Genomic DNA, 22,803 nt, shown 5'->3' on the forward strand with positions numbered 1-22,803 from the left:
TCCTTGGATTGGCTGTGCGGTGCCTGTGTCTGCGCGCGCGCCAGACGCTTGGCAAGACGCCAGCCGCAGGCTAGCCCGCCACAATGAAAGCCCTGCGCGATCCCGATCGCCTGCTCAGCGATGGACTGGCCGCGATCCGCGAACAGTTCAAGGTGCCGGCAGGTTTCCCCCCAGCAGTCGATGCCGCCGCCGCTGCCGCCGCGCAGCGCGTGCCGACCGAGCATGTCGATCGCACCGCCATGCCCTTCGTCACGCTGGATCCGGCGACGTCGACCGATCTCGATCAGGCTTTCACGATCGAGGCGGCGGGTTCCGATCTGTTGCTGCACTATGCGATTGCCGATGTCGCCTGGTTCGTCGCCGATGGCGATCCGATCGATGTCGAGGCGTGGAGCCGCGGCGAAACATTCTATCTGCCCGACGGCAAGGCCGGCCTCTATCCGCGCGTCCTCGCCGAAGGGGCTGCCAGCCTGCTGCCCGACGGCCCGCGACCGGCGGTGGTCTTCACCACCCGCGTCGCACCTGACGGGTCGGTAAGACTGGTTGGGGCCGAACGCGCGCTGATTCGCAGCCGTACCAAACTGGCTTACGACGCGGTGCGCGATGAAGACCTGCCCGCCGGATTTGCCGACCTGTCCCAGCGTATCGCCCAAGCCGAAGACCGACGCGGCGCGGCGCGGGTCGATCCGCCCGAGCAAGAGGTCGAGCATGACGGCAACGGCCATTTCACGCTGCGCTTGCGTCCGCTTGAACTGGCAGAGACGCGCAACGCCGCGCTGTCTCTGGCCACCAACATGGCTGTCGCCGATACGCTCTATGCTGCGAAGACTGGGCTGTTCCGCGTCATGGCAGAACCGGACGCCAGCGCGGTTCTGCGCCTACGCCACACCGCGCAGGCCTTTGGACTGGACTGGCCCCAGGGGCAAAGCCTCAAGGATTTTGAGGCCGCACTGAACCAGCGCGACCCGGCCCAGGCCGCGTTCATGCTGGCGATCCGCCGCGCCGGCAACGGGGCGTCCTATGTACCCTATCAGGACGGCGTAAAGCCGTGGCATTCGGCGATGGCGGCAACCTATTGCCATATGACGGCGCCGCTGCGCCGCCTGGCCGACCGCTATGTCGTGCGTGCCGCGCTGGCCGTGGCCAACGGGCAAGTCGTACCTGCCGACGTCGACGCAGCCTTCCAGAAGCTGGGCCCGGTCATGGCCAAGGCCGATGCCCGCGCCAACCAGATCGAGCGCGCGGTCGTCGATCTGGCCGAAGCGGCAATGCTCGCCGGACAGGAAGGCAAAAGCTTCAGCGCCATGGTCACCGACCTGGGCGAAACCGGGGCGCGCATCCAGCTGTGCGACCTGCCAGTGGTTGCGCGGACCACCGCCCACGCGGTCACCCCCGGCGAAAAGATCACCGTCCGGCTTGATCGCGCCGACCCCATCCGCCGCGAACTGGCCTTCAGCCGCATCGCATAGGCATCGCATAGGCAGGGCGCCGGAATGGCCTTGCGCCGCTTTGCACCCTCGGCTAGTGGCGCCTTTCCCGTTTCGGCGGGATGGATGGCCCGATGGCGGAGTGGTTACGCACCGGATTGCAAATCCGTTTACGCCGGTTCGATTCCGGCTCGGGCCTCCACAACTGTGAGTTGCCGCTTTAGCTCAGTCGGTAGAGCACATCATTCGTAATGATGGGGTCACGTGTTCGAGTCACGTAAGCGGCACCACCTTGCATCCCGGGCCGCGCTGGCCGGGATTGCGCTTGTTTCCTGTCCCGCTGCGGGCTTCGCGCAGGAGCAGACCACCCCGCAGATCGTCGTCACCGGGCAGCCGCTAGCCGCGCCGGAATCGGTCGCGGCCTATGACCAGCAGATCATCGCTGCCGATCGGCTCCGCGCATCGGCGTCGGGGCGGATCGAGGATGCCTTGTCTGCGGTGGCCGGTTTCCAGCAGTTTCGCCGCTCGGACAGCCGTTCCTCCAACCCCACGTCGCAAGGGGTGACGCTGCGGGCGCTGGGCGGCAATGCCTCGAGCCGCAGTCTGGTCCTGCTCGACGGGGTTCCGGTGGCCGATCCGTTCTTCGGCCATATTCCGCTGTCGGCGCTGGCGCCCGAACGGCTCGCGCTGGCCCGGGTAACACGTGGCGGCGGGGCCGGACCCTTCGGTGCGGGCGCAGTGGCTGGAACGATCGAACTGGAGAGCGCCGGCGCGGATGCGCTTGAGCTGTTCGAAGGCGAAGCCCTGAGCGATGACCGCGGCGAGAGCGCGCTGTCGGCCACGCTGGCACCGCGGCTGGGCAGCGGCTTTGCGGTGGCCTCGGCGCGGTGGGACCGGGGGCAGGGCTTCTGGACCACGCCGGAGAGCCAGCGTGTGCCGGCGTCTGCGCGGGCGCGGTATGACAGCTGGTCGGCCAGCCTGCGCGGGGTCGCGCCGCTGGCTCCGGATGTCGAATTGCAGGCGCGGGGGCTGATCTTCGACGATCACCGGACCTTGCGCTTCAAGGGCGCGGATTCGACCAGCAGCGGCCAGGACGCCAGCCTGCGCCTGGTCGGGCGCGGGGCCTGGGCCTTCGACGTGCTCGGCTATATCCAGGCGCGTGACTATTCCAACGTTGTGGTCAGCGCGACCAGTTTCAGAAAGACGCTGGACCAGCGCGCCACGCCGTCGACCGGATGGGGCGGCAAGGCCGAACTGCGACCGCCGGTGGGCGAAGCGCATGTGCTGCGGCTGGGGGCCGACTGGCGCGGGGCCGACGGCACGATGTTCGAGGATGCCTACAATGCGGCGGGCACTGTCACCGCACGGCGCAGTGCCGGAGGGCGCAACACCGACCTTGGCTTCTACATCGAGGATGAGTGGCAAATGGGCGCGCTGACCCTGACCGGCGGCGCACGGCTCGATCGCTGGACCATTGCGCAGGGCTTCTTCCGCGACGTCAGCGGCGTCGGCACCGTCACCACCGACAACCGCTTTGCCGATCGCAGCGGCTGGGCGGAAAGCTTGCGCGGCGGCGGCTTGCTGCGCCTGGGCGGCGGAGTGACGCTGCGCGGTTCGGCCTATTCGGGGCTGCGCCAGCCCACGCTCAACGAGCTCTACCGGCCCTTCACGGTATTCCCGGTGGTGACTCGCGCCAATGCCGCGCTGGGCAATGAGCGGCTGGTCGGGTTCGAAGGCGGCTTCGACCTGGTTCCGGCCAAGGACTTGCGCCTCAGCCTGACCGCCTTCGACAACCGCGTCCGCCATGCGATCGCCAATGTTACTGTGGCGACCAACTTGCGCGAGCGGCGCAATGTCGGCGCGGTCCATGCCCGCGGGATCGAACTAGGCGGATCGGCACGGATCGGTACGGTCAGTCTCGACGGCTCGCTCGCCTGGACCGAGGCCAAGGTCGAGGCGAGCGGCGCGCTGAACGGCAAGCGCCCGGCGCAGACGCCCGAACTGGCGGGCAGCGCCACGCTGGCCTGGCAGCCGCGCACCGGCTGGCGGATCGCCGCGACGGTCAAGCATGTCGGTGCGCAGTTCGAGGACGATCTGCAGACCGACGTGCTGCCCGCGGCGACCACGCTCGACGGCTTTGTCCAGGTGCCGCTGCGCGCCGGGATCAGCCTGGTGCTGCGCGGCGAGAACCTGACCGACACCCGGATCGTCACCCGCAACCAGGGCGGATCGCTCGATCTGGGCGTGCCGCGCACGCTATGGGCCGGATTGCGCGTTGCCCTGCCGCGCTGATTGGCTACATTGGTTGCAAACCCGAACCGGAGAGACTCGATGGCGACCAAACTCAGCGCACACAGCCGTAACCTCGATTGCAGCGAAGCCGAATGGCAGGCCCGGCTGGAACTGGCCGCCTGCTACCGCGTGTTCGACCACCTTGGCTGGTCGGAATCGATCTACAACCACATCTCGGTCAAGGTGCCGGATGAGGAAGGCGCCTTCCTGATCAACCCCTTCGGGCTGCTCTATTCCGAAGTCTGCGCATCGAACCTGGTCAAGATCGACCTTGATGGCAACACGCTGGATGGCAGCCCCTATCCGGTCAACAAGGCCGGGTTCGTCCAGCACAGCTATTTCCATCGCCATGTCCCCTGGGCCCATGCGATCTGCCACACCCACACCACCGCAACGATGGCGGTGGCGAGCCTTGAAGGCGGGCTGCAACCCGTCAATTTCTATGCCTGCAATTTTGCCGGACGGATCGGCTATCACGATTTCGAAGGCGTGACGGTCCGCGCCGAAGAGGGTGAGCGCTTGCTGAAGAACCTGGGCGACCAGCGCGTGCTGATGCTCAAGAACCACGGACCGGTCATCCTGGGCCGCTCGATCCCGGAAATCTTCATTACCCACTGGTCGTTCCAGCGGGCCTGCGAAATCCAGCTGGCGACCATGGCCGCGGGCAAGCCAATCGTCGTTCCCGACGAAGTGATCGCGGTGCACCAGCGTGACCTGCACGAGGCGCAGGTTCCGGGGACCATGCCGGGCGGAGCCGATTTTGCCGCCTGGACCCGCCGGATCGACACCATCGACCGTTCGTGGCGCGACTGAGGCTGCCGACCACTTGACCGGCCTGACCGTCAACGACCGCGCGGTCGATTTCCAGCTCGATCCGCAGACCCCTTTGCTGTGGGCGCTGCGCGATGCCGCCAACCTGACCGGCACCAAATACGGCTGCGGGGTGGGGGATTGCGGCGCCTGCATGGTGCTGATCGACGGGCAGGCGCTGCGCAGCTGCCTGATCACCCTGGCCGAGGCCGAGGGGCGCAATGTCATCACGATCGAAGGGCTGTCGGCCGATCGCTCGCATCCGGTGCAGCAGGCGCTGGTCGCCGAACAGGCGATCCAGTGCGGGTTCTGCACCCCGGGGATCGTCATGTCCACGGCGGCGCTGCTCGCCCGCAATGCCGATCCCAGCGACGACGATATAAAGGCTGCGGTGCCCAACCTGTGCCGCTGCGGCGTCTATCCCCGGCTGGTCCGCGCGATCCAGCGCGCCGGGCGGGTGGCGCGGCGGGTCGAAACGATCAGCGCCGCGCCCGCGCCGGGGATTGCGCCAGAGGATGCAGCGCGGGCCGTTCCGGCGATGAAGCCGGCTGTGCCCTAAAACTTCACCCGCGCTGTCAGCCGGGCGTTGATCGGTTCGCCGGTGGCGATGTTGTTGTCGGTGTGGGCGCTGGGGTAATAGCGGGTGTCGGCCAGGTTCTCGACATTGAGTTGGAGCGAGAAGCGCTCGCTGACGTCGTAATAGGCCGCCGCGTCGATCCGGGTGAAGCCGGGCAGGCGCACCGCATTGCTGATCGTGGCGAACTGGCTCGACTGGTGAACCACGCCGAGGCCCAGCCCCAGCTTGTCGGTCAGGTCATAACGGGTCCAGGCGCTGAACTGGTGGTGCGGTAGCTTGTCGAGCTGCCGGCCGGCCGGGGCGGCGCTGGTCGCGGCGCGGATCTCGCCTTCCTGGTAGGTATAGCCCAGCGTGCCGTGCCAGCGCGGCGCGAAAGTCCCCGCCAGCGACGCTTCCAGCCCCTTGACCCGGCTGGCCCCGGTCAGGACGAAGAAACCCGGATTGGCCGGATCGGCGACGCGGGTGTTGGTCCGGTCGACTTGAAATGCCGCGGCGGTGAAGGCCAGCGCCGGGGTGACGTCCCACTTCACCCCCAGTTCGAGATTGCGGAAGGCTTCGGGATCGAGCGTCTGGAACGCCGGATCCAGCGCCGAGAACTGGTCGCCCGACTGCGGCAGGAAGCTTTTGGCATAGCTGGCATAAAGCGACACGTTCTCGCGCGGTTTCAGCACCAGGCCCAGGCGCGGCGACCACTTGCTGTCCTGCCGCGTCGAGGCGGCGGCATTCAGGCGGTTGAGCGCGTCGATCTCGAAGCGGTCATAACGCACCCCGGCAATCACCTGGAGGAACGGCGCCAGCTCGATCTGATCCTGTACGTAAGCCGACAGGCTGGTGACGTTTGTATGGCCATTGGTGACCAGACCGGTCCAACTGAGCGCGGGAAGTATCAGGCTGCGCGCGAGCGGCACGGTTGTGCTCGCCGAAGCACCGCCGCCACTGGTCGCGAACAGCACGTTGCGACGGGTGGCATCGCTGATCTGGCTGCCGCCTTCGATCCCGGCGAGCAGGGTGTGCTTGATCGGCCCGGTCTCGCCCTTCCACACCAGGTTGGCCTGGCCGATCCAGTTTGTCCGGCCATTGCCGCTCTCATAGCCGCTGAGCGTGACTGTGCTGGCCGTGGCGCTGGCCGGCAGGACGTTGGCATAGAACTTGTCGTATGTGGCGAACTGGCCCGACACCGACAGGGTCAGGGTGTCCGACAGTTCGTGGTCGATCCGGGCGCGGGCGATATGGGCATCGACCGTGCCATGGTTCAGCGCCGGACTGCCGAAGAAGGTCTTGTCGTAACTGGAAATCGGCACGCCGCCGAGCGAGGGCACGCCGCGGTCGATCACGCGGTCGTCGCGGGCATATTCGTAGGCGAGGGTCAGCGTGGTCGCTTCGTCCAGCTTGACCCCCAGGGTTGGCGCAATGCCGATGAAGTGGCCGTCATAGACGTCGCGGTGGTTGGCGAAGGCTTCGTAGGTGCCGTTGAGCCGCAGCGCGACCGCATCGCCCAGCGGCAGGTTGACGTCGCCCGACAGCGACCACGCGCCGAAGGTGTCGACACCGCCAGCGACACTTCCGGCGTTGCGGTCGAAGATCGCGCTTTTCGACACGCGGTTGATGATCCCGCCGCCGCCGCCACGGCCGAACAGCAGGGCATTGGCGCCCTTCAGCACTTCGACCCGTTCGGTGTTGTAAAGCGGGCGGTAATACTGAGCATCGTCGCGCAGCCCGTCGAGGAAGAAGTCGGCGGTGCTGCTCTGCCCGCGCAGGACCACCTGGTCGCGGTGGCCTTCGCCCTGGCCCAGGGTAACGCCGGGGACATAGCGCAGCGCATCGTTGAGCTGCTCGACCGCCTGGTCGTCGAGCTGTTCGCGGCCCAGCACGGTCACACTTTGCGGGGTGTCGAGCAGCGGGGTGCCGGTCTTGGTCGCATCGGCGCTGTCGGGGCCATAGGTGCTGCGCTGGCCATTGACGACGATCGAGGCCTGGTCCGCCTCTGCAGCCGCATCGGTTTCCGCAGATGCCGCAAAGGGGGCGGCGCAGCTGAGGACGAGCGAGGCAGTGGTAAGCAGCAGGCGGTACGAAAGCGTCACGTTGATCCCGATCTTGTTGCGATTAATTCTCAATAACGAGAATGGCCGCTAATGCGAATCGTTCGCATTGACAAGGATCAAATTGCGCCGGGCAGCAAAACTTTTTACCGGGCTGGCACCTAATCGGCAGGAGGCGGCAATGAAAGCGACGATCTGGCACAACCCGGCGTGCGGCACCTCGCGCAAGACCCTGGCGATTCTGCAGGAAGTGCCGGGAATCGATCTGACGGTGACCGAGTACCTCAAGACCCCGCCGAGCGCGGCCAAGCTGGCCCAGCTGTACCGCGATGCCCGCCTGACCCCGCAACAAGGGCTGCGACTGCGCGGCACCGATGCGGAAGAGCGCGGCCTGCCTGCTGCAAGCGATGCTGAAGTGCTGGCGGCAATGGCGGCCCAGCCCAGCCTGATCGAACGCCCGCTGGTTGAAACGGACAAGGGCGTGCGGCTGTGCCGGCCACAAGACGTGGTGCGCGAAATTCTTTAGCGCGGGCGGGTCAGCACCTCGTCGCGGGCCATACCCCGGACGCCGAAGACCAGTACCGACAGGCACAACAATTCAATCACCGTGAAGCCGATCGCCGGCGAATGGCCATAGAGCCACACCCCGATCGCCGGGGCGACGATATAGGCCGCGCCATTGACCGAGGCGACGATACCCGCAGATTGGCCCTGCTCGGCCCGGCTTACTGCCAGCGATGCGCCCGACGTAAAGCCCGGGCGGAACAGCCCGAAACCCAGCGAGATGATGGCAACGCTGACGGTGATTGCATGGAGATCGTGGGCGACGGACAGGACGGCTGTCCCCGCCGCTCCGATCACGATGCCCCACAGGCACGAGGCACGCGGACCTAGCTGCAGGAACGGGATCGCGCCCCACTGCGCGAACAAGGTTGCCGCTGCGCCCGAAATCATCACCAGCGAGATCGGCTGCGCCCCCGCGGCCGGATCGCTGCGCAGACCCAGGCGGTCGAGCACCAGGAACCCGACAAAGCCCATCACCGCAGCCTGGGCATGGCCCCCCAGCAGACCCGCGATCATCCATGGGCGCAGGCGCCGGTCGAACCAGCTGACCTTGGGCACGTTGCCCGGCAGGGAATGATCGTCGTCGCTGCTGTCGGCCACCAGCGGGCGCGAATCGGAATTGGTGCTGAACGGGGCCGCAATCACGTCGCCACGCGCGGCATAGGCCGGCGCATCGTCGGGCAGGCGCAAGCGCAGCGCAATCAGCACGACCACGGCGATGACCGTAAAGCCCAGGAACGGACCGACCAGTCCGACCCCCGGCAGGATGAAAAAGGGTGCCAGGGTCGGCCCGATAACCGTGCCAAGACCAAAGCTGGACGAGATCAGCGAGAGCGCCTTGGTCCGCTCTGCCCGGCCGGTGCGGCTGGCGACATAGGCCTGGACCGCAGGCGGCGCGGCTGACCCGAAGCCGCCGTACAGCGAGCGGAACAGCGCGAACAGCAACAGCGTGCCCACACCGGACAGCACACCGTTGAGCCCCAGCCACAAGGCTAGTCCGCACAGGCTGAAGCTGAAGACGAAGCCCGTCAGGCCAATCGCCATCATCGCCTTGCGCCCGCGTTTGTCGGACCTGCGCGCCCACAGCGGGGCGCAGATCATCCACAGCAGCGCCGACCAGGTATAGGCCAGGCTGATCCAGAAATCCTGGACGTGCAGCGCCGTGCCGATCGACGGCATGACCGATTGCATCGCGGTGTTGCCCGCCGCCGTGACCAGACTGACCGTGAACAGCAGCACCAGGCGCGGAACCGGCAGGCTGGCCGTACCGCTTTGCGCCGTGATCGCCGGATCCGCGTGTGGTTGGTCGTCGCGCGACATGCTTTCGTCGCTAGTCCTGTCGCTCTTGCCTTGCAATGGGCAGGCAAATTTGTGAAACGCGCGGCTCCCCCTTGCGGCATACAGGATCGATATTTCAGCATGACCAGCACCGAGCTCGCCCACGAGGCGTTGCCGCAGAAGCTGAAGCGCCGGATCAAGCGAATGCTTGGGCCGTGGGGTGTGTTTTTGCAGGGCTTCATCGAACATCCGGTGATGGTCGGTTCGATCATTCCGTCGTCGCGCTATACCATTGCCAAGATGCTTGGTCCGGTGAAGTGGAACGAATGCAGGCTGTTCGTCGAGTATGGGCCGGGTGTGGGCACGTTCTGCCGCCCGGTGCTGGAACGGCTGCCGCGTGACGGCAACCTGATCGTGATCGACACCAACCCGCTCTACATCGACTATCTCAAGGCAACGATCGCTGACAGCCGCTTTACCGCGGTGCTGGGATCGGCTGCCGATGTCGAAACGATCGTCCGCGCCCACGGCCATGCCCATGCCGACTATGTCCTGTCGGGCCTGCCGTTCTCGACCTTGCCCGACGGCGTCGGGGCAGAGATCGCTGCGGCCACCCACCGCGTCCTGCGCCCGGGCGGTGCCTTCCTGGTCTATCAGTTTACCGCCGCCGCGCGCGATTTCATGGCCAAGCATTTCGGCCACATCGATGCAGGCTTCGAACTGCTCAACGTCCTGCCCTGCAAGCTGTTCTGGGGCTGGAAGGAATAGAGGTTATTCGAAAGGTCGGGCTGCGGCTTCGGCGCTTGGCCCGGCCAGCTGGCGATGCACGGCGGCTGCCACGGCGACGGAATAGACGCTGAGCACCGACTGGAGGAATGCAGCGATCAGGTTGTTGATGCCGGCGGCAACCTCGCCCGATGAGACCAGAGCGACCAGCAGACCGAGACCGCTGCCGATCAGGATGTAGATCACCAGGAAGGCGATCAGCAGCAGGGCATAGAACAGGAAGATTCGCAGCACGTTGGCACTGGTCAGCATCCACGAACGCCGCAGCGCCGCCACGGGATTGCGCAGGCCTTCGACCACCACAACCGGGCTGACCAGCGACACCCGGACAGCGGCGTAGGCAATCCCCAGAAGAAGTCCGGCACCGACCAGAAGCTTGAGCGCTGTCGAACCGCTGGCTATCGCCGCACCCAGCAAGACCGAACCGGCAATGCCGATCGCCAGCCCGAATAGCAGCTGCGCCGCGATCACCGGCAACACGGCGCGGGCACCCTGCTTGATCGCTTCACCCACGGTCGGGCGGCTGCGATCGGTGAACAGGGTCAGCATAGTCAGCGTGCCCAGCAGAGAGAGCAGGGCGAGGCCGATCAGCATCGGCCAGGCATGGCTGTAGTATTCGCCCATAAGTGCCAAGGAGGCTTCCGCCTTGGCACCTTCTGCCGGGACCGGCGGCGGGACGAAGATCGCCATGGCGAACGTCGGCAAGGCAATGAAGACCCCGGCCAGCGCGAGTAGCACGTCGCGGTTGGCCGAAACCGATGACGCGGCATCCTTCCACGCCAGATTGCTGTCGAATTTCATTGCGCGCGCCCCTTGGAAGTGTTGGCTCTTGATAACCACAGCAATTGCCGCCACGCAACCGTGATGCCCGACAGTGCCCGCGACCAGATCGAGATCCGTGTTGCCCAGGACCAGGTGCCCTATCGCGCCGCGCTCGACGCGATGACGCTGCGCAATGCGCAAATCGCCGAGGGTACGGGGCAAGAGTTGATCTGGCTGCTGGAACATCCGCCGGTTTACACCGCGGGAACCAGTGCAGCGGCGGACGAACTGCTCGATCCGCGTTTCGAAGTGGTCGAGGCCGGGCGCGGCGGGCGCTATACCTATCACGGCCCGGGCCAGCGGATCGGCTATGTCCTGCTCGACCTCAAACGGCGGGCACGCGACGTGCGCGGCTTTGTCCACGCGCTGGAAGGCTGGGTGATTGCCACCCTCGCTGATTTCGGCGTCGACAGCTGGCGGGCCGAAGGGCGGATCGGCATCTGGACCCGCGACATCGACGGGCGCGAGGCGAAGATCGGCGCGATCGGCGTGCGCATCCGCCGATGGGTGACGATGCACGGCTTTTCGGTCAACCTGGCCCCGGACCTGTCCCACTTCGGCGGGATCGTTCCTTGCGGGATCGAGGAATTTGGCGTGACCAGCCTGGCAAGGCTGGGGGTTGCGCTTGATTCGGCGACCTGGGATCGGGCAATGCTGGCGCGGCTCGACGAATTTCTCGCTCAACTGGAGCGTCCCTGTCCGAAGGACTGATAGCCTATGACCCGTGCCCCGATCGTGCTTGCCCTGGCCCTCAGCCTGGCCGCTTGCGGCGGCGACAAGAAGCAGCAAGGCGCCGGGACGGCAGAGGGCGAAGTGCTGCCCGGATCGGCCAGCGATGCCATGCTCCCGCTCGATACGGTAACCTCGCAGCCGCCGCTGGCTCCCAAGGCGCAGAGCGAGGGCAAGGACGCCGCGCCAAAGGCCGCGCCAAAGGATGCCCCGGCAGCGCCGGACGCGCCGACTGCGGCTCCAGCTACAACTCCGGCTGCGGCTGAAGCGTTGCCCGCATCGCAATAAGAAAAAGGGGCGTACCGAAGTACGCCCCTTTCCCGGTGGTTCGTCTGAACCGGCGTTTAGAAGCGGAAGCCCGCCCGCACGCCCAGACCCTTTGAGTCGCCGAAGTCACCCCACACGGTGAGCAGCGGGCCACCCTTGGCATCGCCGCCAAGGCCGCCTTCGACGCGGATGGTCGTGCCGCGCGGATCCGGCAGCAGCGCGCCGGTGGTGGTGCCGCTGGTGATGAACAGCGCTTCGTTGTCCTTCTTGAATTCGTGGAACGCCTTCACGCCCACGAATGCACCCAGCGTCTGCGGCAGGATGATCCGCGCGCCAAGGCGGCCGCGCATCGATTCCGCATCGTCGTAGCTGAAGGTCGAACCGTACAGGGTAACCGGATCGATCTTGGTCTTGACCCACGACAGGCCGGCGTTGAGGTCGAACTTGACCGTTTCGCCGCCAGTGCGGAAGCCCAGTTCACCGTCCCAACCGTCCGAGTGGGCATTGTTGAACTCCTGCTGGAAGCCACGGACGTTGTCGCTGTAGCGGACGTCGTAGTTATCGCGCTTGTACATCACGCCGCCATAGATGCCTGCTTCGCTGCCGAAGAGGGCATAGGCGCCGTAGTTGTAGCCTTCGACGTCATAGTCGGCGAAGGTGCCGTTGTTGGCCTTGTTGTGCTCGTAGCCGCCGGTGATGCCGACCGTGAAGCCGCCAAACCCGATATCGACACCGCCCTGCGCACCGCGACGGTGGTTTTCGACCTCGCTCGAGTAGCTCAGGTTCTGGCCGAACAGCGTGCTGGTGGCGGCGACATCGCCCCACTTGTCACGGCTCCAGTACATGTTGCCCCACACACCGAACGGCGTGTTGTTGTTCTGGCGAACGCCATGACGACCGGCAATCCCGTCATGATAGGCGTCGAACGACTGGTACCACATGTCCGAACCCATGCGGGCCAGCGGGGCAAGCCCGGTAACGCCGGCATTGAAGTTGCTGGACAGGTAGTAGTCCGAACCGCGCTGATCGAGCGCGTAGGTCAGCAGGCCATTGTTGACCGATGCCGGATCGAGCACGAACGAACCCGCAGCAGTCGTGCCGGCGCCATCAACCACCAGCGCGCCGGTCGGGTTGAAGGTGGCCGCAGTACCCAGATAGGCGACGGCCAGGGTGCTGGTGCCGCTGATATTGCCCGTAACGACCAGGCGATCGGATGCGGTCAGATCGGCATTGGCGTCGATCACGACGCGGCTGCCGGCAGTGCCGACATAGTTGCCGGTGATCGTCGTCACGTCGCCATTGGCGCCGTCCTGCATGTCGATGATGCCGGTGGCGGCATTGGTGAAGGTCGGCGTGACGATGTTCACTGGACCGGCTTCGGCGTTGAACCGTCCGGAATTGGTGAAGGTCGTCGCAGCACCCGCTGTCAGGCTGGAGCCCGATGCGAAGTTGACCACGCCAGCAGCGGAATTGCTGAACGTTTCGAGATTGGCGAGGTTGCCGGTGCCGGTCACGTTGAACGTTCCGGTGTTGTTGACGGCGTCGGTACCGATCCCGAAGTCCTGGGTACCCGAGATCGAATAGGTCCCCGAATTGTTGAGCGTATCGTTGCCGTCACCGGTGTTGAGCGTACCGGTGACGTTGAAGGTTCCGGCATTGGTGATCGTGTCGTTGCCCAGGCCCAGATTGGCGGTGCCGGCAATCGTCGTGGTCGCGCCGGTTGCATTGATCAGCGTGTCGTTGCCGTCGCCGCCCAGCAGGGTGCCGGTGACCGTCAGCGTGCCGGTGTTGTTCAGCGTGTCGTCGCCCAGGCCCAGATCGACCGTGGCGCCGCTGGCTACCGTCATCGTGCCTTGATTGACCACGCTGTCGGCGTTGTCGCCGGCAAGCAGCGATCCGGTGACATTGAGGGTGCCGGCGTTGGTTACCGTGTCCAAACCGGCGCCGAGGTCGGTCGTCCCGGAAATGGTGAGGGTGTGCCCGGCGGTGTTGACCAGGGTGTCATCGCCCCCGCCAAAGCCGACGGTGCCGGCCAGGGTCGCCGTGCCGTTGTTGGTCAGCCGATCGGCACCCAGGCCGAAATCGCTGGTCCCGCTGAGGCTCAGCGTCCCGTTGTTGGTCACGATGTCGTTGAAGGCCGAAAGGATCAACCCGCCATTGATGACGCCGGTGGTGCTGTTGGTCAGGTTGGTCACCGCAGCCGAATTCACGGCGGCTGTGGTTCCGGTCAGCGTGCCGTTGTTGACAACGGTCAGCGAGCCGGCGGCGTTGGGCGCGGCAATTGCGGTGGCACCCGAAACAGTACGGCCCGCGGCCACGTTCACGGTTGCAAGAGCGGCGGTATCGGCGCTGATCGCCGTCGACGTCGCGTTGGTGACGTTGCCGCCGGTGACGTTGACGTTGATCGGGCCGCTGGTCGAAGTCAGCAGCAGTGCCGCGGCAGGAGCCCCGGTCGAAGTGACGTTGCCGGTGACATTGGTCGTGATCGTGCCGGTCGTGCTGTTGGCAGTGACGCCCGCGCCTGCAGCCTGGATCGCACCGGTATTGAGCGTGAGTGCGCCGTTGGTGGTCTGGGCTGCAATCCCCACCGAACCGGCATTGATCCCGTTGAAGGTCGCGTTGATGGTGCTGCCCGTCGAAGCGGCGTTCAGCGTCGCGCCGTTGCCGTTGGCCGACGTGATCAATCCGCCCGCGTTGACGGTGATCGGCACGGCAACAGCCGAACCGCTCGCGTTGATCTGCAGCGCATCGCCGATACCCAGGTTGGAAATCGTACCTGCACCCGAATAGGAAACCGGCGTACCGTTGCTGACGATCGCAAGTGCGCCATTGTTGCCACCGGCGGTGGCGGTGTTGCCGGCATTGACCGCGATCGAACCGCTGTTGGTTACGACGATGCCGTTCGTGGCGGTGTCACCCTGGGTAAAGGCCAGGCCGTAGCCATCGACCGCACCGTTGATGACCACCTGAACCGGCGTGGTCACCGCGCCAACCGTGAGAACCGCATGGCGATCGACGCTCGGCGTCACCGCCAAGGTGGTGTCCGTGGTTGTGGTCGCCACGCAGGTATAGGTATCCGGCGTGGTCAGATCGCAATTGGCGAAAGCGGGGGATGCAAAGGCGAGGGCGGAAACGCTCCCCGTCAAAGCTACGCCAAGGCGCAACGTGGTCTTTTTCATGGTCATGACTTCCTCATTCTCCCGGAGTGTGGGCGAAGAGGAAAGTGACCAAGCGGCCCATTGTTCCGCTGTCTGAAAAAAATTGTCTTGTATTCTATGTATTTATGAGAATACTAGTACACACTTCAAACCGCAGAGGCGCTCTATTGCGTCATTCCCAAGATGCGCTGGGCCAGCATCAGATGCGGGCGATCGATCATTTTTCCGGCGATCTGCAGCGCGCCGGCCGATGGATCTGCGGCGAAAGCATCGACAATAGCCTGCGCCTCGTCCAGCTCGGCCTGGCTGGGCGAAAAGGCCTTGTTGATCACTTCGACCTGGGCCGGATGGATCGCCAGCATTCCGGTAAAGCCGTCGGCCCTTGCCGTCTCGGCCGCCAGCTTGAGACCCTTTGCATCGGCGAAATCGGCGTGCAGCGTATCGATTGCGACAACCCCGCGGGCGTGCGCGGTCAGCAGCGTCTGGCTGCGGACGAAACGGAAGGTATCGGTCCACTGGCCGGCCGCGTCGCGCTTGCGCGACGCGCCGAGCGCCGCGGAAAGGTCTTCGGCCCCCCAGGTCAGCCCACCCAGGCGTGGCAGCGACGCCGTCGCATAGGCCGGTATCGTCAGGGCCGCCGCAGCGGTTTCGCTGACCAGCGGCAGGATCTTGGTCGAACCCGTCGGCACGCCGTTGCGGCCCTCAAGCTCGTAGAGTTCGGCGGCGACCTGCTGCACAGATTCGGGCCCGGCCGCCTTGGGCAACATGATCCCGTCAGGCGCACCGGGCATCACCGCGATCAGGTCGTCGCGCCAGTACGGTGTGTCCAGCGCGTTGATCCGCACCCAGCGGCCGGTCCGCTTGCCCCCGGTCACCTGCTGGCGGTGGTTCTGCAACCAGCCCCGCGCCATGTCGCGGGCGCGGGGCTTGTTGTCCGGGACGACCGAATCTTCCAGATCGATGATCAGCACGTCGGCACCCGCGCCGGGCGCCTTGTCCAGCTTCTTTTCGCTGTCGCCCGGAACGAACAGCCAGGACCGCAGTGCCATCGTCGCGCCTTCCTTCAGCTTACCGGCTCGAGCGCCGGATAGTCGATATAACCGGCTGAACCTGGCAGATACCAGCTTTGCGGAACGTTAACGTTGGGGGCCCATTCGGCGCCGGTGCGGATGCGCTGCGGCAGGTCCGGATTGGAAATGAACGGACGGCCAAAGCTGATCGCATCGCACCGGCCGGATGCGACGTCGGCTTCGGCCTGCGCGGCGGTGTAGTCCGAATTGAGCACCAGCGGCCCGGTATAGATCGAGCGGATCAGCGCGTCCTGCATCGGCACGTCGGTGCGCCCGAAAGTCCCTTCCGGACCGGGCTGGCGCAGCTCGACAAAGCCAAGGCCGGCATCCTGACAGACCCTGGCCGCCGCGCCGAAAATGCTGGCCGGATCGGGATCGTCGCAGCCCTGCGAATCCCCGTTGGGCGAAAGCCGCACCGAAACGCGGTCCTTGCCCCACACCGCCACCAGCCGTTCCAGCACTTCGCGCAGGAACCGGGTGCGGTTTTCCGGCGAGCCGCCGTAATCGTCATCGCGCAGGTTGGTCCCGGCGCGCAGGAACTGGTCGACCAGATAGCCGTTGGCGCCGTGCAGTTGGACCCCGTCGAACCCGGCGGCCTTGGCGTTCTCAGCGGCGCGGCCATAATCGTCGATGATCCGGGCAATGTCCGCAAGCGTCGCGGCGCGCGACTGTTCATAGGGTTTGCGCCCGGTCGGGGTGTGGGCATGATCGGGCGCAGTGGTGGCGCTGGCCGAAACCGGCGCTGCGCCGCCTAGGAAATCGGGATGGACGATCCGCCCCATGTGCCACAGCTGCAGCACGATCTTGCCACCTTCCTGGTGCACCGCTTCGGTTACCGGCTTCCAGGCTTCGGTCTGGGCTTCGTTCCAGATCCCCGGGGCAGCGGGCCAGCCCAACCCTTCGACGCTGATCCCGGTCGCTTCGCTGATGATCAGTCCGGCGCTGGCGCGCTGGCGATAGTATTCGATCATCATCGCACTGGCGACCGAGCCCGCTTCAGACCGGCCGCGCGTCAATGGGGCCATCAGGATCCGGTTCGCGGCTTCGATAGCGCCAAGGCGCAGTGGCTGGAACAAAGCTTCGTGCATGGATCGGGGTGCCCTTCAATTTCGTTTTGCAATCGACCGGGTGGAGCTAAGGCGAGTCCATGGGGAATGCAACGGGGGCCGCCAGAAACTGGAACGCGTGGCACTTTGCTGCGCTGATGGGCGGCAATGCCGCACTGGCGGTGGGGCCGTGGTTCGTCCGCTTGACCGATGCCGGGCCGGTGTCGGCGGCTTTCTGGCGGTTGCTGCTGGCAGTGCCGCTACTTGCGGGAATCGCGCTGGCTACCAGGCAGACCCTGACCGGCTATCGCCCGGCGGTATGGTGGGCGATCCTGGGGGCCGGAGTGTTCTTCGCAGTAGACCTCGGCGCCTGGCACGTGGGCATCCACTACACCCGCATGGGCAACGCGACGCTGTTTGGCAATGCCGGAAGCCTGGTCGTGATGGCCTGGGGGATGTTTGCGCTGCGGCGCTGGCCGCGGGGCGTGGAATGGCTGGCATTTGGCCTGGCCCTGATGGGGGCGGCGATCCTGCTGGGCCGGTCGCTGGAAATCGATCGGACCACCCTGATCGGCGATCTGTTCTGCGTACTCGCCGGCCTGCTCTACGCCGGCTATATCATCCTGCTGCAAGGCCCGCGGGCCTGCCTGGGCAATTGGGCACTGCTGACCTGGTCCAGCCTGGTCGGCGCGCCGGTGCTGCTGGCGATCGCGCTGGCGCTGGGTGAACCGTTCTGGCCAAGCCAGTGGTGGCCGCTGATCACCCTGGCACTGGCCAGCCAGGTCATCGGGCAGGGCTTGCTGATCTTCGCCTTGCGCCACTTCAGTTCTATGGTCTTTGGTCTGGCCCTGCTCAGCCAACCGGCGATTGCCGTGACGGTCGGCTGGCTGGCCTTTGGCGAAGTGCTGGGCTGGCCCGACCTGCTGGGCATGGCGCTGGTTGCGGGGGCTTTGGCACTGGCGCGGTCAAGCCAGGATTAGCGCGCCCCCAAATCCCCCTTGCCGACGCTGCCGCTCGCCATGTCCAGCATCCGGTCGAGGCTTTTCTTGGCCTGCAGGCGCAGCCCCTCCTCGATCTCGATCCGGGGCTGCAGGTCGCGCAAGGTCACATAGAGCTTTTCCAGCGTGTTGAGCGCCATGTAGGGGCAGATGTTGCAGGCACATTGCCCGTCGGCACCCGGCGCACCAATGAAGGTCTTTTCGGGCAGGGCCTTTTCCATCTGATGGATGATGTGCGGCTCGGTCGCGACGATCAGCGTGTCGCCCGGGAAGGTCTTGGCGAAGGTCAGGATCCCGCTGGTCGAACCGACATAGTCGGCGTGATCGATGATCGAGGGCGGGCACTCGGGATGGGCCGCAACCGGCGCGCCGGGGTGCTGGGCCTTGAGCTTGAGCAGCTCGGTCTCGCTAAAGGCCTCGTGGACGATGCACACGCCAGGCCACAGCAGCATCTCGCGATCGAACTTGCGCGACAGGTAGCCGCCCAGGTGCCGGTCGGGGCCGAAGATGATCTTCTGTTCGGGCGGGATCTGGGCCAGGATCGTCTCTGCGCTGGAGCTGGTGACGATGATGTCGGACAGCGCCTTCACCTCGGTCGAGCAGTTGATGTATGTCAGCGCGATGTGATCGGGGTGGGCGGCACGGAACGCGGCGAATTTTTCCGGCGGGCACGAATCTTCCAGACTGCATCCGGCATTGAGATCGGGCAGCACGACGATCTTGTCGGGAGCCAGGATCTTGGCCGTCTCGGCCATGAACTTGACCCCGCAGAAGGCGATAACCTCGGCGTCGGAACTCGCCGCCTTGCGGCTCAGCTCCAGCGAATCGCCGACAAAGTCGGCAAGGTCCTGGATTTCCGGGCGCTGGTAATAGTGCGCCAGGATGATCGCGTTGCGCTCCTTGCGCAGGCGATCGATCTCGGCGCGCAGGTCAAGGCCGGTGAGGCTCTGGGGCTGGTCGGTCATGCCCCTTCAATGGGCGCTTAGCGTCCGGTGATCAAGGGTGCGGTTGGCGGCGCGGCATAGGCCAGGCCCGGCACGGCCTCACCAGGATAGCCCGCAACGGTTGCCTGATAGATCGCCTCGCCCACCGGCGTGACCGACAGCACCCGTGCCAGTACCAGCATCCCGATCAGCGTCGCCAGCCCTATCCACCATGCCGGGTGGACCGCGCCGCTGCGCCGCTTGTCGCGGATCATTCCCGCGAACACGAACAGCGATGCGCCAACGCCGGCAGCCTCGAAAGCCCACGGCACCAGCAACGGCATCGGCAGCAGCCGGCCAAAGGCTGGTCCGGTGAGCATTGCCATGCCGCAGACGTGCAGCCGGGCGTGCCAATCGGTCCGCTTGCGCATCGCGATGGCGCTGCCGGTCAGGCCCATGAAACCCACCAGAGTCAATGGATCGGCCAGCAGGAAATGCTGCGGGGTGAAGAAGAACGGCACCGTACCATTGCGCGCCATGGCAACGATTACCGTCATCGCCGCGGCCAGCATCAACACCATCCAGCCCGCCGCAATCCAGCCCAGCTTGCGGTGCAGCGCCAGCGGCCCGCGGGTGGCAAGCTGCGACTGCGTCACGAAGATCGCGACCCAGCCCATGAACAGCACGGCATGGACGTGGACCCGCAGCGGCGAGCCGAAGCTCGACCGGCCCATGGCCAGCTGAAACGAGAAGCCCGCAACAACGACCACGGCCATGGCAATCGCCATCTTGGCAAAGAACGTCTCTGCGCGCGCGGGAACCTGAAAGTCTGGGTCCTGCACTGCAGGACCGGCAAGCGTCGCCATCGTGAATCTCCCCACAAGTTGTGCGACCCTGCATTATTCGAACAGGTGTTATAGGCGTATACTACACGCAGTCCAGACGCTTTGCAAGCGGCCTAGTTGGCGGCGGGCTCCCCCTCGATCCGCACCGTCACCGTGACATCGCCATAGCCCGCAACCTGCAGCGGAATCGCCAGGTTGCGGCGCACGGCGTCCTTGGCGGCGCTGCGGGCCAGATCGACCAGCACGGGATTGGCGGCCTGGGCACCGGCCTGCTTTTCAGCCAGCAGGGTGTTGTCACGGGTCAGCTTGGCCTGGGCATCGGGGGTGATCCAGACGCCTTCGCGCAAGTACTGCGCGCGGCCTTCGTCGAGGTTGGGGCGGCCGATCTGCAACGGGGGCAGGATCACGTCGAGCCGCTTGGCCGCCGCGTCCCATTTCATGCGGTTGCGGTCCATCGCGTCCATGTCGATGGTATAGTCGACCCGCGCCGGGATTACCGCGACCTGGCGGCTTTTGAGGATGCCGAACAGGCGTTCGTCGTCGGCGGCGACCACCGGGGAAAGCTGCGCAGAAAACACCGTCAGCTTGTCCTGCTTTTCCAGCGCGACCAGGCTGTTGGCAATCGGATCGCCCAGGTCGCGGGGACCATAGGCCTTCCAGCCGAACCAGGCGGCCAGCACCAGTGCGCTGGCCAGGCCCAGCCACGGCGCGGCGAAACGCTGCGGAGCGGGGGTCAGGCGGGTATCGACCATAGCTCGCCCTCGCTCGCTACCCGGCCCTGGTGCCTCAGGTCGATCAGGTGCGCCAGAACGGATCGGCCCGCTGCGCCGGTCAACCGCGGATCGAGCCCCTTGTACATCACCGGGACCATGTCGGTTATGGCTTGCGGCCGATCGCCGAGCAGGCGCAGGATCTGCGCTTCGCGCTGGCGGCGGTGGCCCAGCATGCCGCGGACCAGCTGGCGCGGCTTGTCGATTGCCGGACCGTGCGCGGGATAAAGGACCCGGTCCTCGCGGTCATAGAGCTTCTGCAGGCTGGCCATATAGGCGCTCATGTCGCCGTCGGGGGGCGATACGACGCTGGTCGACCAGGCCATCACGTGATCGCCGGTAAACAGCGCGCCGCTTTCGACCAAGCCATAGCAAAGGTGGTTGCTGGTGTGGCCGGGAGTGGCGACGGCTTCGATCGTCCAGTCGCTGCCACCGAGCCGCTCACCATCTTCCAGCACGCGGTCGGGCGAGTAGTCTGGATCGAAGGCGGCATCGGCGCGGGGGCCGTCATCATCCATGGACAGCGGCGCGCAGCCGATGATCGGCGCGCCGGTCCGCGCCTTGAGCACGGCCGCAGCGGGGGAGTGATCGCGGTGGGTATGGGTGCACAGTATCGCGGCGATACGCGCTTCGCCGACTGCCGCCAGGATCGCCTCGACATGGCCGGACCCGTTGGTATCGGCGTGGCCGGCAACGCCGCCGCCCGCCGGACCCGGATCGATTACCGCAACGTCCTGTCCCGCGCCGACCAGATAGGTCTGGGTGCCGGTATAGGTATAGGGCGAGGCATTGGGTGCCAGCACGCGCCGCACCAAGGGTTCGCATTGCTCGGCCAGGCCGGTCGGCCAGGGTTTTGGGGGCGCATCCATAGGCAGTGATATGGCGTCTTGTTTCGCGCAATCCAAGCGTTACGGAACAAGGCGGGAGATTTGATGATGTCCGATCCGCTGATCCTTGTCCTTGATGCCGGCACCACGTCGACCAGGGCCATGCTGCTGGGCGCCGATGGCGTGCTGCGCGCGCTTGCCCAGCGTGAGCTGACCCAGTTCTATCCCCAGCCTGGCTGGGTGGAACATGACGCCGCGGAAATCTGGGACAAGACGCTGGCCTGTGCGCAGGACGTGATCGCCAAGGGCGGCGGGGTGGCGGGCGTTGCGGCGATCGGCATCACCAACCAGCGCGAGACCGTGGTCGCCTGGGACAAGGCAAGTGGCAAGCCGCTGCATCACGCGCTGGTCTGGCAGGACCGGCGGACCGCCGATTTCTGCGCCGGGCTGAAAGATGCCGGTCACGAGGCCGGGGTCCAGGCGGCCACCGGCCTGCTGCTCGATCCCTATTTCTCGGCCACCAAGATGCGCTGGCTGATCGACAATGCCGCACCGGTAAGCGAAGCGGCAAAGGCTGGACGGCTGGCACTGGGCACGGTCGAGGACTGGCTGGTGTTCAAGCTGACCGGCGGCGCCCACCTGACCGACGCCAGCAATGCCAGCCGCACCCTGCTGCTGCCGCTGAGCGGGGCCAGCTGGGATGCCGGTTTGTGCGATCTGTTCGGCGTGCCGCAGGTCGTGCTGGGCGAAGTCGTCGATAATGCCGGTCACTTCGGCACGACATTGCCCGACCTGCTTGGCCGGGCAGTCCCGATCACCGGTCTGGCCGGGGATCAGCAGTCCGCGACGATCGGGCAGGGCTGTCTCGAACCCGGACAGACCAAGGCGACCTATGGCACCGGGGCATTTGTCCTTGCCAACATGGGCCAGACCGTTCCGCAGTCCGCCAACCGCCTGCTCGGCACCGTGCTGTGCCAGCTTGACGGAAAACGCAGCTATGCCTTGGAGGGGTCAGTCTTCGTCGCCGGCAGCCTGATCAAGTGGCTGCGCGACAACCTGGGGCTGATCGCCAGCGCGGCGCAGACCGCGGACCTGGCGCGTTCGGTCCCGGACAATGGCGGGGTGACGATCGTGCCCGCGCTGGCCGGGCTGGGCGCGCCGCACTGGCGGCCCGAAGCGCGCGCGGTGGTCACCGGCATGACCTTTTCGACCACGCGGGCCCATCTGGCGCGCGCCGCACTGGAAGCCATGGCGATGCAGACGCTCGAGCTGGCCGAGGCCTTTGCGGCGGATGGTGCCGCCTGGACCGCGCTGCGCATTGATGGCGGGATGAGCGCCAACGACTGGATGGCACAGGATCTGGCCAACGTCTTGCAGGTGCCTGTCGAACGGCCGGTGTTCGTCGAAACGACCGCACTGGGGGCGGCAATGCTTGCGGCAGTCGGGGCGGGTATTCATGCCGATCTCGACAGCGCGTCAGCCGCGATGCGCGGCGCGGTCGAGCATTTCGAGCCGGGTGAAACCGAAATGACGATCCGCCGTGCGGCATGGAACCGCGCGCTGGCGGCGACCTGA

At 66.0% G+C, this 22,803-nt stretch carries 20 protein-coding genes and 2 tRNA genes; 12 read left to right on the forward strand and 10 right to left on the reverse strand.

The window, feature by feature from the left end; all coding sequences use genetic code 11:
* Positions 1-83: 83 nt before the first annotated feature.
* From ACFFF7_RS12255 to ACFFF7_RS12280, 6 genes are all read left to right on the forward strand, one after another.
* Positions 84-1,469 carry an RNB domain-containing ribonuclease gene (locus tag ACFFF7_RS12255; protein ID WP_379481636.1) on the forward strand — a complete coding sequence of 462 codons (1,386 nt, stop codon included), beginning with the start codon at positions 84-86 and terminating at the stop codon, positions 1,467-1,469.
* A gap of 86 nt (positions 1,470-1,555) precedes the next feature.
* Positions 1,556-1,629 (forward strand) — tRNA-Cys (locus tag ACFFF7_RS12260).
* 12 nt (positions 1,630-1,641) lie between these two features.
* Positions 1,642-1,717 (forward strand) — tRNA-Thr (locus ACFFF7_RS12265).
* A complete protein-coding gene (locus tag ACFFF7_RS12270; protein ID WP_379481637.1) occupies positions 1,692-3,719 on the forward strand; it encodes a TonB-dependent receptor in 2,028 nt (675 codons plus the stop codon). The genes ACFFF7_RS12265 and ACFFF7_RS12270 overlap by 26 nt, the downstream gene beginning before the upstream one ends.
* A 39-nt stretch (positions 3,720-3,758) precedes the next feature.
* Positions 3,759-4,532, forward strand: coding sequence for a class II aldolase/adducin family protein (locus ACFFF7_RS12275; protein ID WP_379481638.1), 774 nt, complete (start codon positions 3,759-3,761; stop codon positions 4,530-4,532).
* A gap of 13 nt (positions 4,533-4,545) precedes the next feature.
* The gene (locus ACFFF7_RS12280) at positions 4,546-5,088 is read left to right on the forward strand and encodes a (2Fe-2S)-binding protein (RefSeq protein WP_379481639.1); all 543 of its coding nucleotides are present in this window, start codon (positions 4,546-4,548) and stop codon (positions 5,086-5,088) included.
* Here the strand turns inward: ACFFF7_RS12280 and ACFFF7_RS12285 are convergent.
* Entirely contained in the window at positions 5,085-7,220 is a 2,136-nt protein-coding gene (locus ACFFF7_RS12285) for a TonB-dependent receptor (RefSeq protein ID WP_379481640.1), read from the reverse strand. The two genes, ACFFF7_RS12280 and ACFFF7_RS12285, sit on opposite strands and share 4 nt — an antisense overlap.
* Positions 7,221-7,326: 106 nt before the next feature.
* Here ACFFF7_RS12285 and ACFFF7_RS12290 point away from each other — a divergent pair, with 106 nt between their 5' ends.
* Positions 7,327-7,671, forward strand: coding sequence for an arsenate reductase family protein (locus tag ACFFF7_RS12290; protein ID WP_379481641.1), 345 nt, complete (start codon positions 7,327-7,329; stop codon positions 7,669-7,671).
* Here ACFFF7_RS12290 and ACFFF7_RS12295 read toward each other — a convergent pair.
* A complete protein-coding gene (locus ACFFF7_RS12295; protein ID WP_379481642.1) occupies positions 7,668-9,029 on the reverse strand; it encodes an MFS transporter in 1,362 nt (453 codons plus the stop codon). The two genes, ACFFF7_RS12290 and ACFFF7_RS12295, sit on opposite strands and share 4 nt — an antisense overlap.
* Positions 9,030-9,128: 99 nt before the next feature.
* Here ACFFF7_RS12295 and ACFFF7_RS12300 point away from each other — a divergent pair, with 99 nt between their 5' ends.
* Positions 9,129-9,755, forward strand: coding sequence for a class I SAM-dependent methyltransferase (locus tag ACFFF7_RS12300; RefSeq protein WP_379481643.1), 627 nt, complete (start codon positions 9,129-9,131; stop codon positions 9,753-9,755).
* 3 nt (positions 9,756-9,758) lie between these two features.
* Here the strand turns inward: ACFFF7_RS12300 and ACFFF7_RS12305 are convergent, their stop codons facing one another.
* The gene (locus ACFFF7_RS12305) at positions 9,759-10,574 is read right to left on the reverse strand and encodes a hypothetical protein (protein ID WP_379481644.1); all 816 of its coding nucleotides are present in this window, start codon (positions 10,572-10,574) and stop codon (positions 9,759-9,761) included.
* A 63-nt stretch (positions 10,575-10,637) separates the two neighbouring features.
* Between ACFFF7_RS12305 and lipB the strand changes: the two genes are divergently transcribed.
* Together lipB and ACFFF7_RS12315 are read left to right on the forward strand one after the other, a co-directional pair.
* Entirely contained in the window at positions 10,638-11,306 is a 669-nt protein-coding gene (gene lipB / locus ACFFF7_RS12310) for a lipoyl(octanoyl) transferase LipB (protein ID WP_379481645.1), read from the forward strand.
* A 6-nt stretch (positions 11,307-11,312) separates the two neighbouring features.
* Positions 11,313-11,612 (forward strand): hypothetical protein, encoded by a 300-nt coding sequence (locus ACFFF7_RS12315; RefSeq protein ID WP_379481646.1) that lies wholly within the window; start codon positions 11,313-11,315, stop codon positions 11,610-11,612.
* 56 nt (positions 11,613-11,668) lie between these two features.
* On the opposite strand, the gene ACFFF7_RS12320 is transcribed toward ACFFF7_RS12315, so the two are convergent.
* The 3 genes from ACFFF7_RS12320 to ACFFF7_RS12330 form a co-directional block, all read right to left on the reverse strand.
* Positions 11,669-14,776: an autotransporter outer membrane beta-barrel domain-containing protein gene (locus ACFFF7_RS12320; protein WP_379481647.1), complete on the reverse strand. Its 3,108-nt coding sequence runs from the start codon at positions 14,774-14,776 to the stop codon at positions 11,669-11,671.
* A gap of 137 nt (positions 14,777-14,913) precedes the next feature.
* Positions 14,914-15,798, reverse strand: coding sequence for an HpcH/HpaI aldolase/citrate lyase family protein (locus ACFFF7_RS12325; RefSeq protein ID WP_379481648.1), 885 nt, complete (start codon positions 15,796-15,798; stop codon positions 14,914-14,916).
* A gap of 14 nt (positions 15,799-15,812) precedes the next feature.
* Positions 15,813-16,907 carry an alkene reductase gene (locus ACFFF7_RS12330; RefSeq protein ID WP_379481649.1) on the reverse strand — a complete coding sequence of 365 codons (1,095 nt, stop codon included), beginning with the start codon at positions 16,905-16,907 and terminating at the stop codon, positions 15,813-15,815.
* A gap of 59 nt (positions 16,908-16,966) precedes the next feature.
* On the opposite strand from ACFFF7_RS12330, the gene ACFFF7_RS12335 reads away from it, so the two are divergent.
* Positions 16,967-17,845 carry a DMT family transporter gene (locus tag ACFFF7_RS12335; RefSeq protein WP_379481650.1) on the forward strand — a complete coding sequence of 293 codons (879 nt, stop codon included), beginning with the start codon at positions 16,967-16,969 and terminating at the stop codon, positions 17,843-17,845.
* Here the strand turns inward: ACFFF7_RS12335 and nadA are convergent.
* The 4 genes from nadA to ACFFF7_RS12355 form a co-directional block, all read right to left on the reverse strand.
* Positions 17,842-18,828: a quinolinate synthase NadA gene (gene nadA / locus ACFFF7_RS12340; RefSeq protein ID WP_379481651.1), complete on the reverse strand. Its 987-nt coding sequence runs from the start codon at positions 18,826-18,828 to the stop codon at positions 17,842-17,844. The genes ACFFF7_RS12335 and nadA overlap by 4 nt on opposite strands.
* 17 nt (positions 18,829-18,845) lie before the next feature.
* Positions 18,846-19,652, reverse strand: a complete 807-nt coding sequence (locus tag ACFFF7_RS12345; protein WP_379481652.1) for a hypothetical protein — start codon at positions 19,650-19,652, stop codon at positions 18,846-18,848.
* A 92-nt stretch (positions 19,653-19,744) separates the two neighbouring features.
* On the reverse strand, positions 19,745-20,383 hold the full coding sequence (locus ACFFF7_RS12350) for a DUF4230 domain-containing protein (RefSeq protein WP_379481653.1): 639 nt from the start codon (positions 20,381-20,383) through the stop codon (positions 19,745-19,747).
* Positions 20,365-21,270 (reverse strand): MBL fold metallo-hydrolase, encoded by a 906-nt coding sequence (locus ACFFF7_RS12355; RefSeq protein ID WP_379481654.1) that lies wholly within the window; start codon positions 21,268-21,270, stop codon positions 20,365-20,367. Before ACFFF7_RS12355 ends, ACFFF7_RS12350 begins: the two co-directional genes overlap by 19 nt.
* Before the next feature lie 66 nt (positions 21,271-21,336).
* On the opposite strand from ACFFF7_RS12355, the gene ACFFF7_RS12360 reads away from it, so the two are divergent.
* Positions 21,337-22,803: a glycerol kinase gene (locus tag ACFFF7_RS12360; protein ID WP_379481655.1), complete on the forward strand. Its 1,467-nt coding sequence runs from the start codon at positions 21,337-21,339 to the stop codon at positions 22,801-22,803.

It is taken from the genome of Novosphingobium aquiterrae (assembly GCF_042434435.1).
Lineage (GTDB): Bacteria > Pseudomonadota > Alphaproteobacteria > Sphingomonadales > Sphingomonadaceae > Novosphingobium > Novosphingobium aquiterrae.

Excerpts from the sequence above, each read along its gene's own strand:
- ACFFF7_RS12300 (WP_379481643.1), top strand. The coding sequence starts at position 9,129 with ATGACCAGCACCGAGCTCGCCCACGAGGCGTTGCCGCAGAAGCTGAAG.
- ACFFF7_RS12325 (WP_379481648.1), bottom strand. The coding sequence starts at position 15,798 with ATGGCACTGCGGTCCTGGCTGTTCGTTCCGGGCGACAGCGAAAAGAAG.
- ACFFF7_RS12335 (WP_379481650.1), top strand. The coding sequence starts at position 16,967 with ATGGGGAATGCAACGGGGGCCGCCAGAAACTGGAACGCGTGGCACTTT.
- ACFFF7_RS12305 (WP_379481644.1), bottom strand. The coding sequence starts at position 10,574 with ATGAAATTCGACAGCAATCTGGCGTGGAAGGATGCCGCGTCATCGGTT.
- ACFFF7_RS12255 (WP_379481636.1), top strand. The coding sequence starts at position 84 with ATGAAAGCCCTGCGCGATCCCGATCGCCTGCTCAGCGATGGACTGGCC.
- ACFFF7_RS12290 (WP_379481641.1), top strand. The coding sequence starts at position 7,327 with ATGAAAGCGACGATCTGGCACAACCCGGCGTGCGGCACCTCGCGCAAG.
- lipB (WP_379481645.1), top strand. The coding sequence starts at position 10,638 with ATGCCCGACAGTGCCCGCGACCAGATCGAGATCCGTGTTGCCCAGGAC.
- ACFFF7_RS12295 (WP_379481642.1), bottom strand. The coding sequence starts at position 9,029 with ATGTCGCGCGACGACCAACCACACGCGGATCCGGCGATCACGGCGCAA.
- ACFFF7_RS12275 (WP_379481638.1), top strand. The coding sequence starts at position 3,759 with ATGGCGACCAAACTCAGCGCACACAGCCGTAACCTCGATTGCAGCGAA.
- nadA (WP_379481651.1), bottom strand. The coding sequence starts at position 18,828 with ATGACCGACCAGCCCCAGAGCCTCACCGGCCTTGACCTGCGCGCCGAG.
- ACFFF7_RS12360 (WP_379481655.1), top strand. The coding sequence starts at position 21,337 with ATGTCCGATCCGCTGATCCTTGTCCTTGATGCCGGCACCACGTCGACC.
- ACFFF7_RS12315 (WP_379481646.1), top strand. The coding sequence starts at position 11,313 with ATGACCCGTGCCCCGATCGTGCTTGCCCTGGCCCTCAGCCTGGCCGCT.
- ACFFF7_RS12350 (WP_379481653.1), bottom strand. The coding sequence starts at position 20,383 with ATGGTCGATACCCGCCTGACCCCCGCTCCGCAGCGTTTCGCCGCGCCG.
- ACFFF7_RS12345 (WP_379481652.1), bottom strand. The coding sequence starts at position 19,652 with ATGGCGACGCTTGCCGGTCCTGCAGTGCAGGACCCAGACTTTCAGGTT.
- ACFFF7_RS12320 (WP_379481647.1), bottom strand. The coding sequence starts at position 14,776 with ATGACCATGAAAAAGACCACGTTGCGCCTTGGCGTAGCTTTGACGGGG.
- ACFFF7_RS12355 (WP_379481654.1), bottom strand. The coding sequence starts at position 21,270 with ATGGATGCGCCCCCAAAACCCTGGCCGACCGGCCTGGCCGAGCAATGC.
- ACFFF7_RS12330 (WP_379481649.1), bottom strand. The coding sequence starts at position 16,907 with ATGCACGAAGCTTTGTTCCAGCCACTGCGCCTTGGCGCTATCGAAGCC.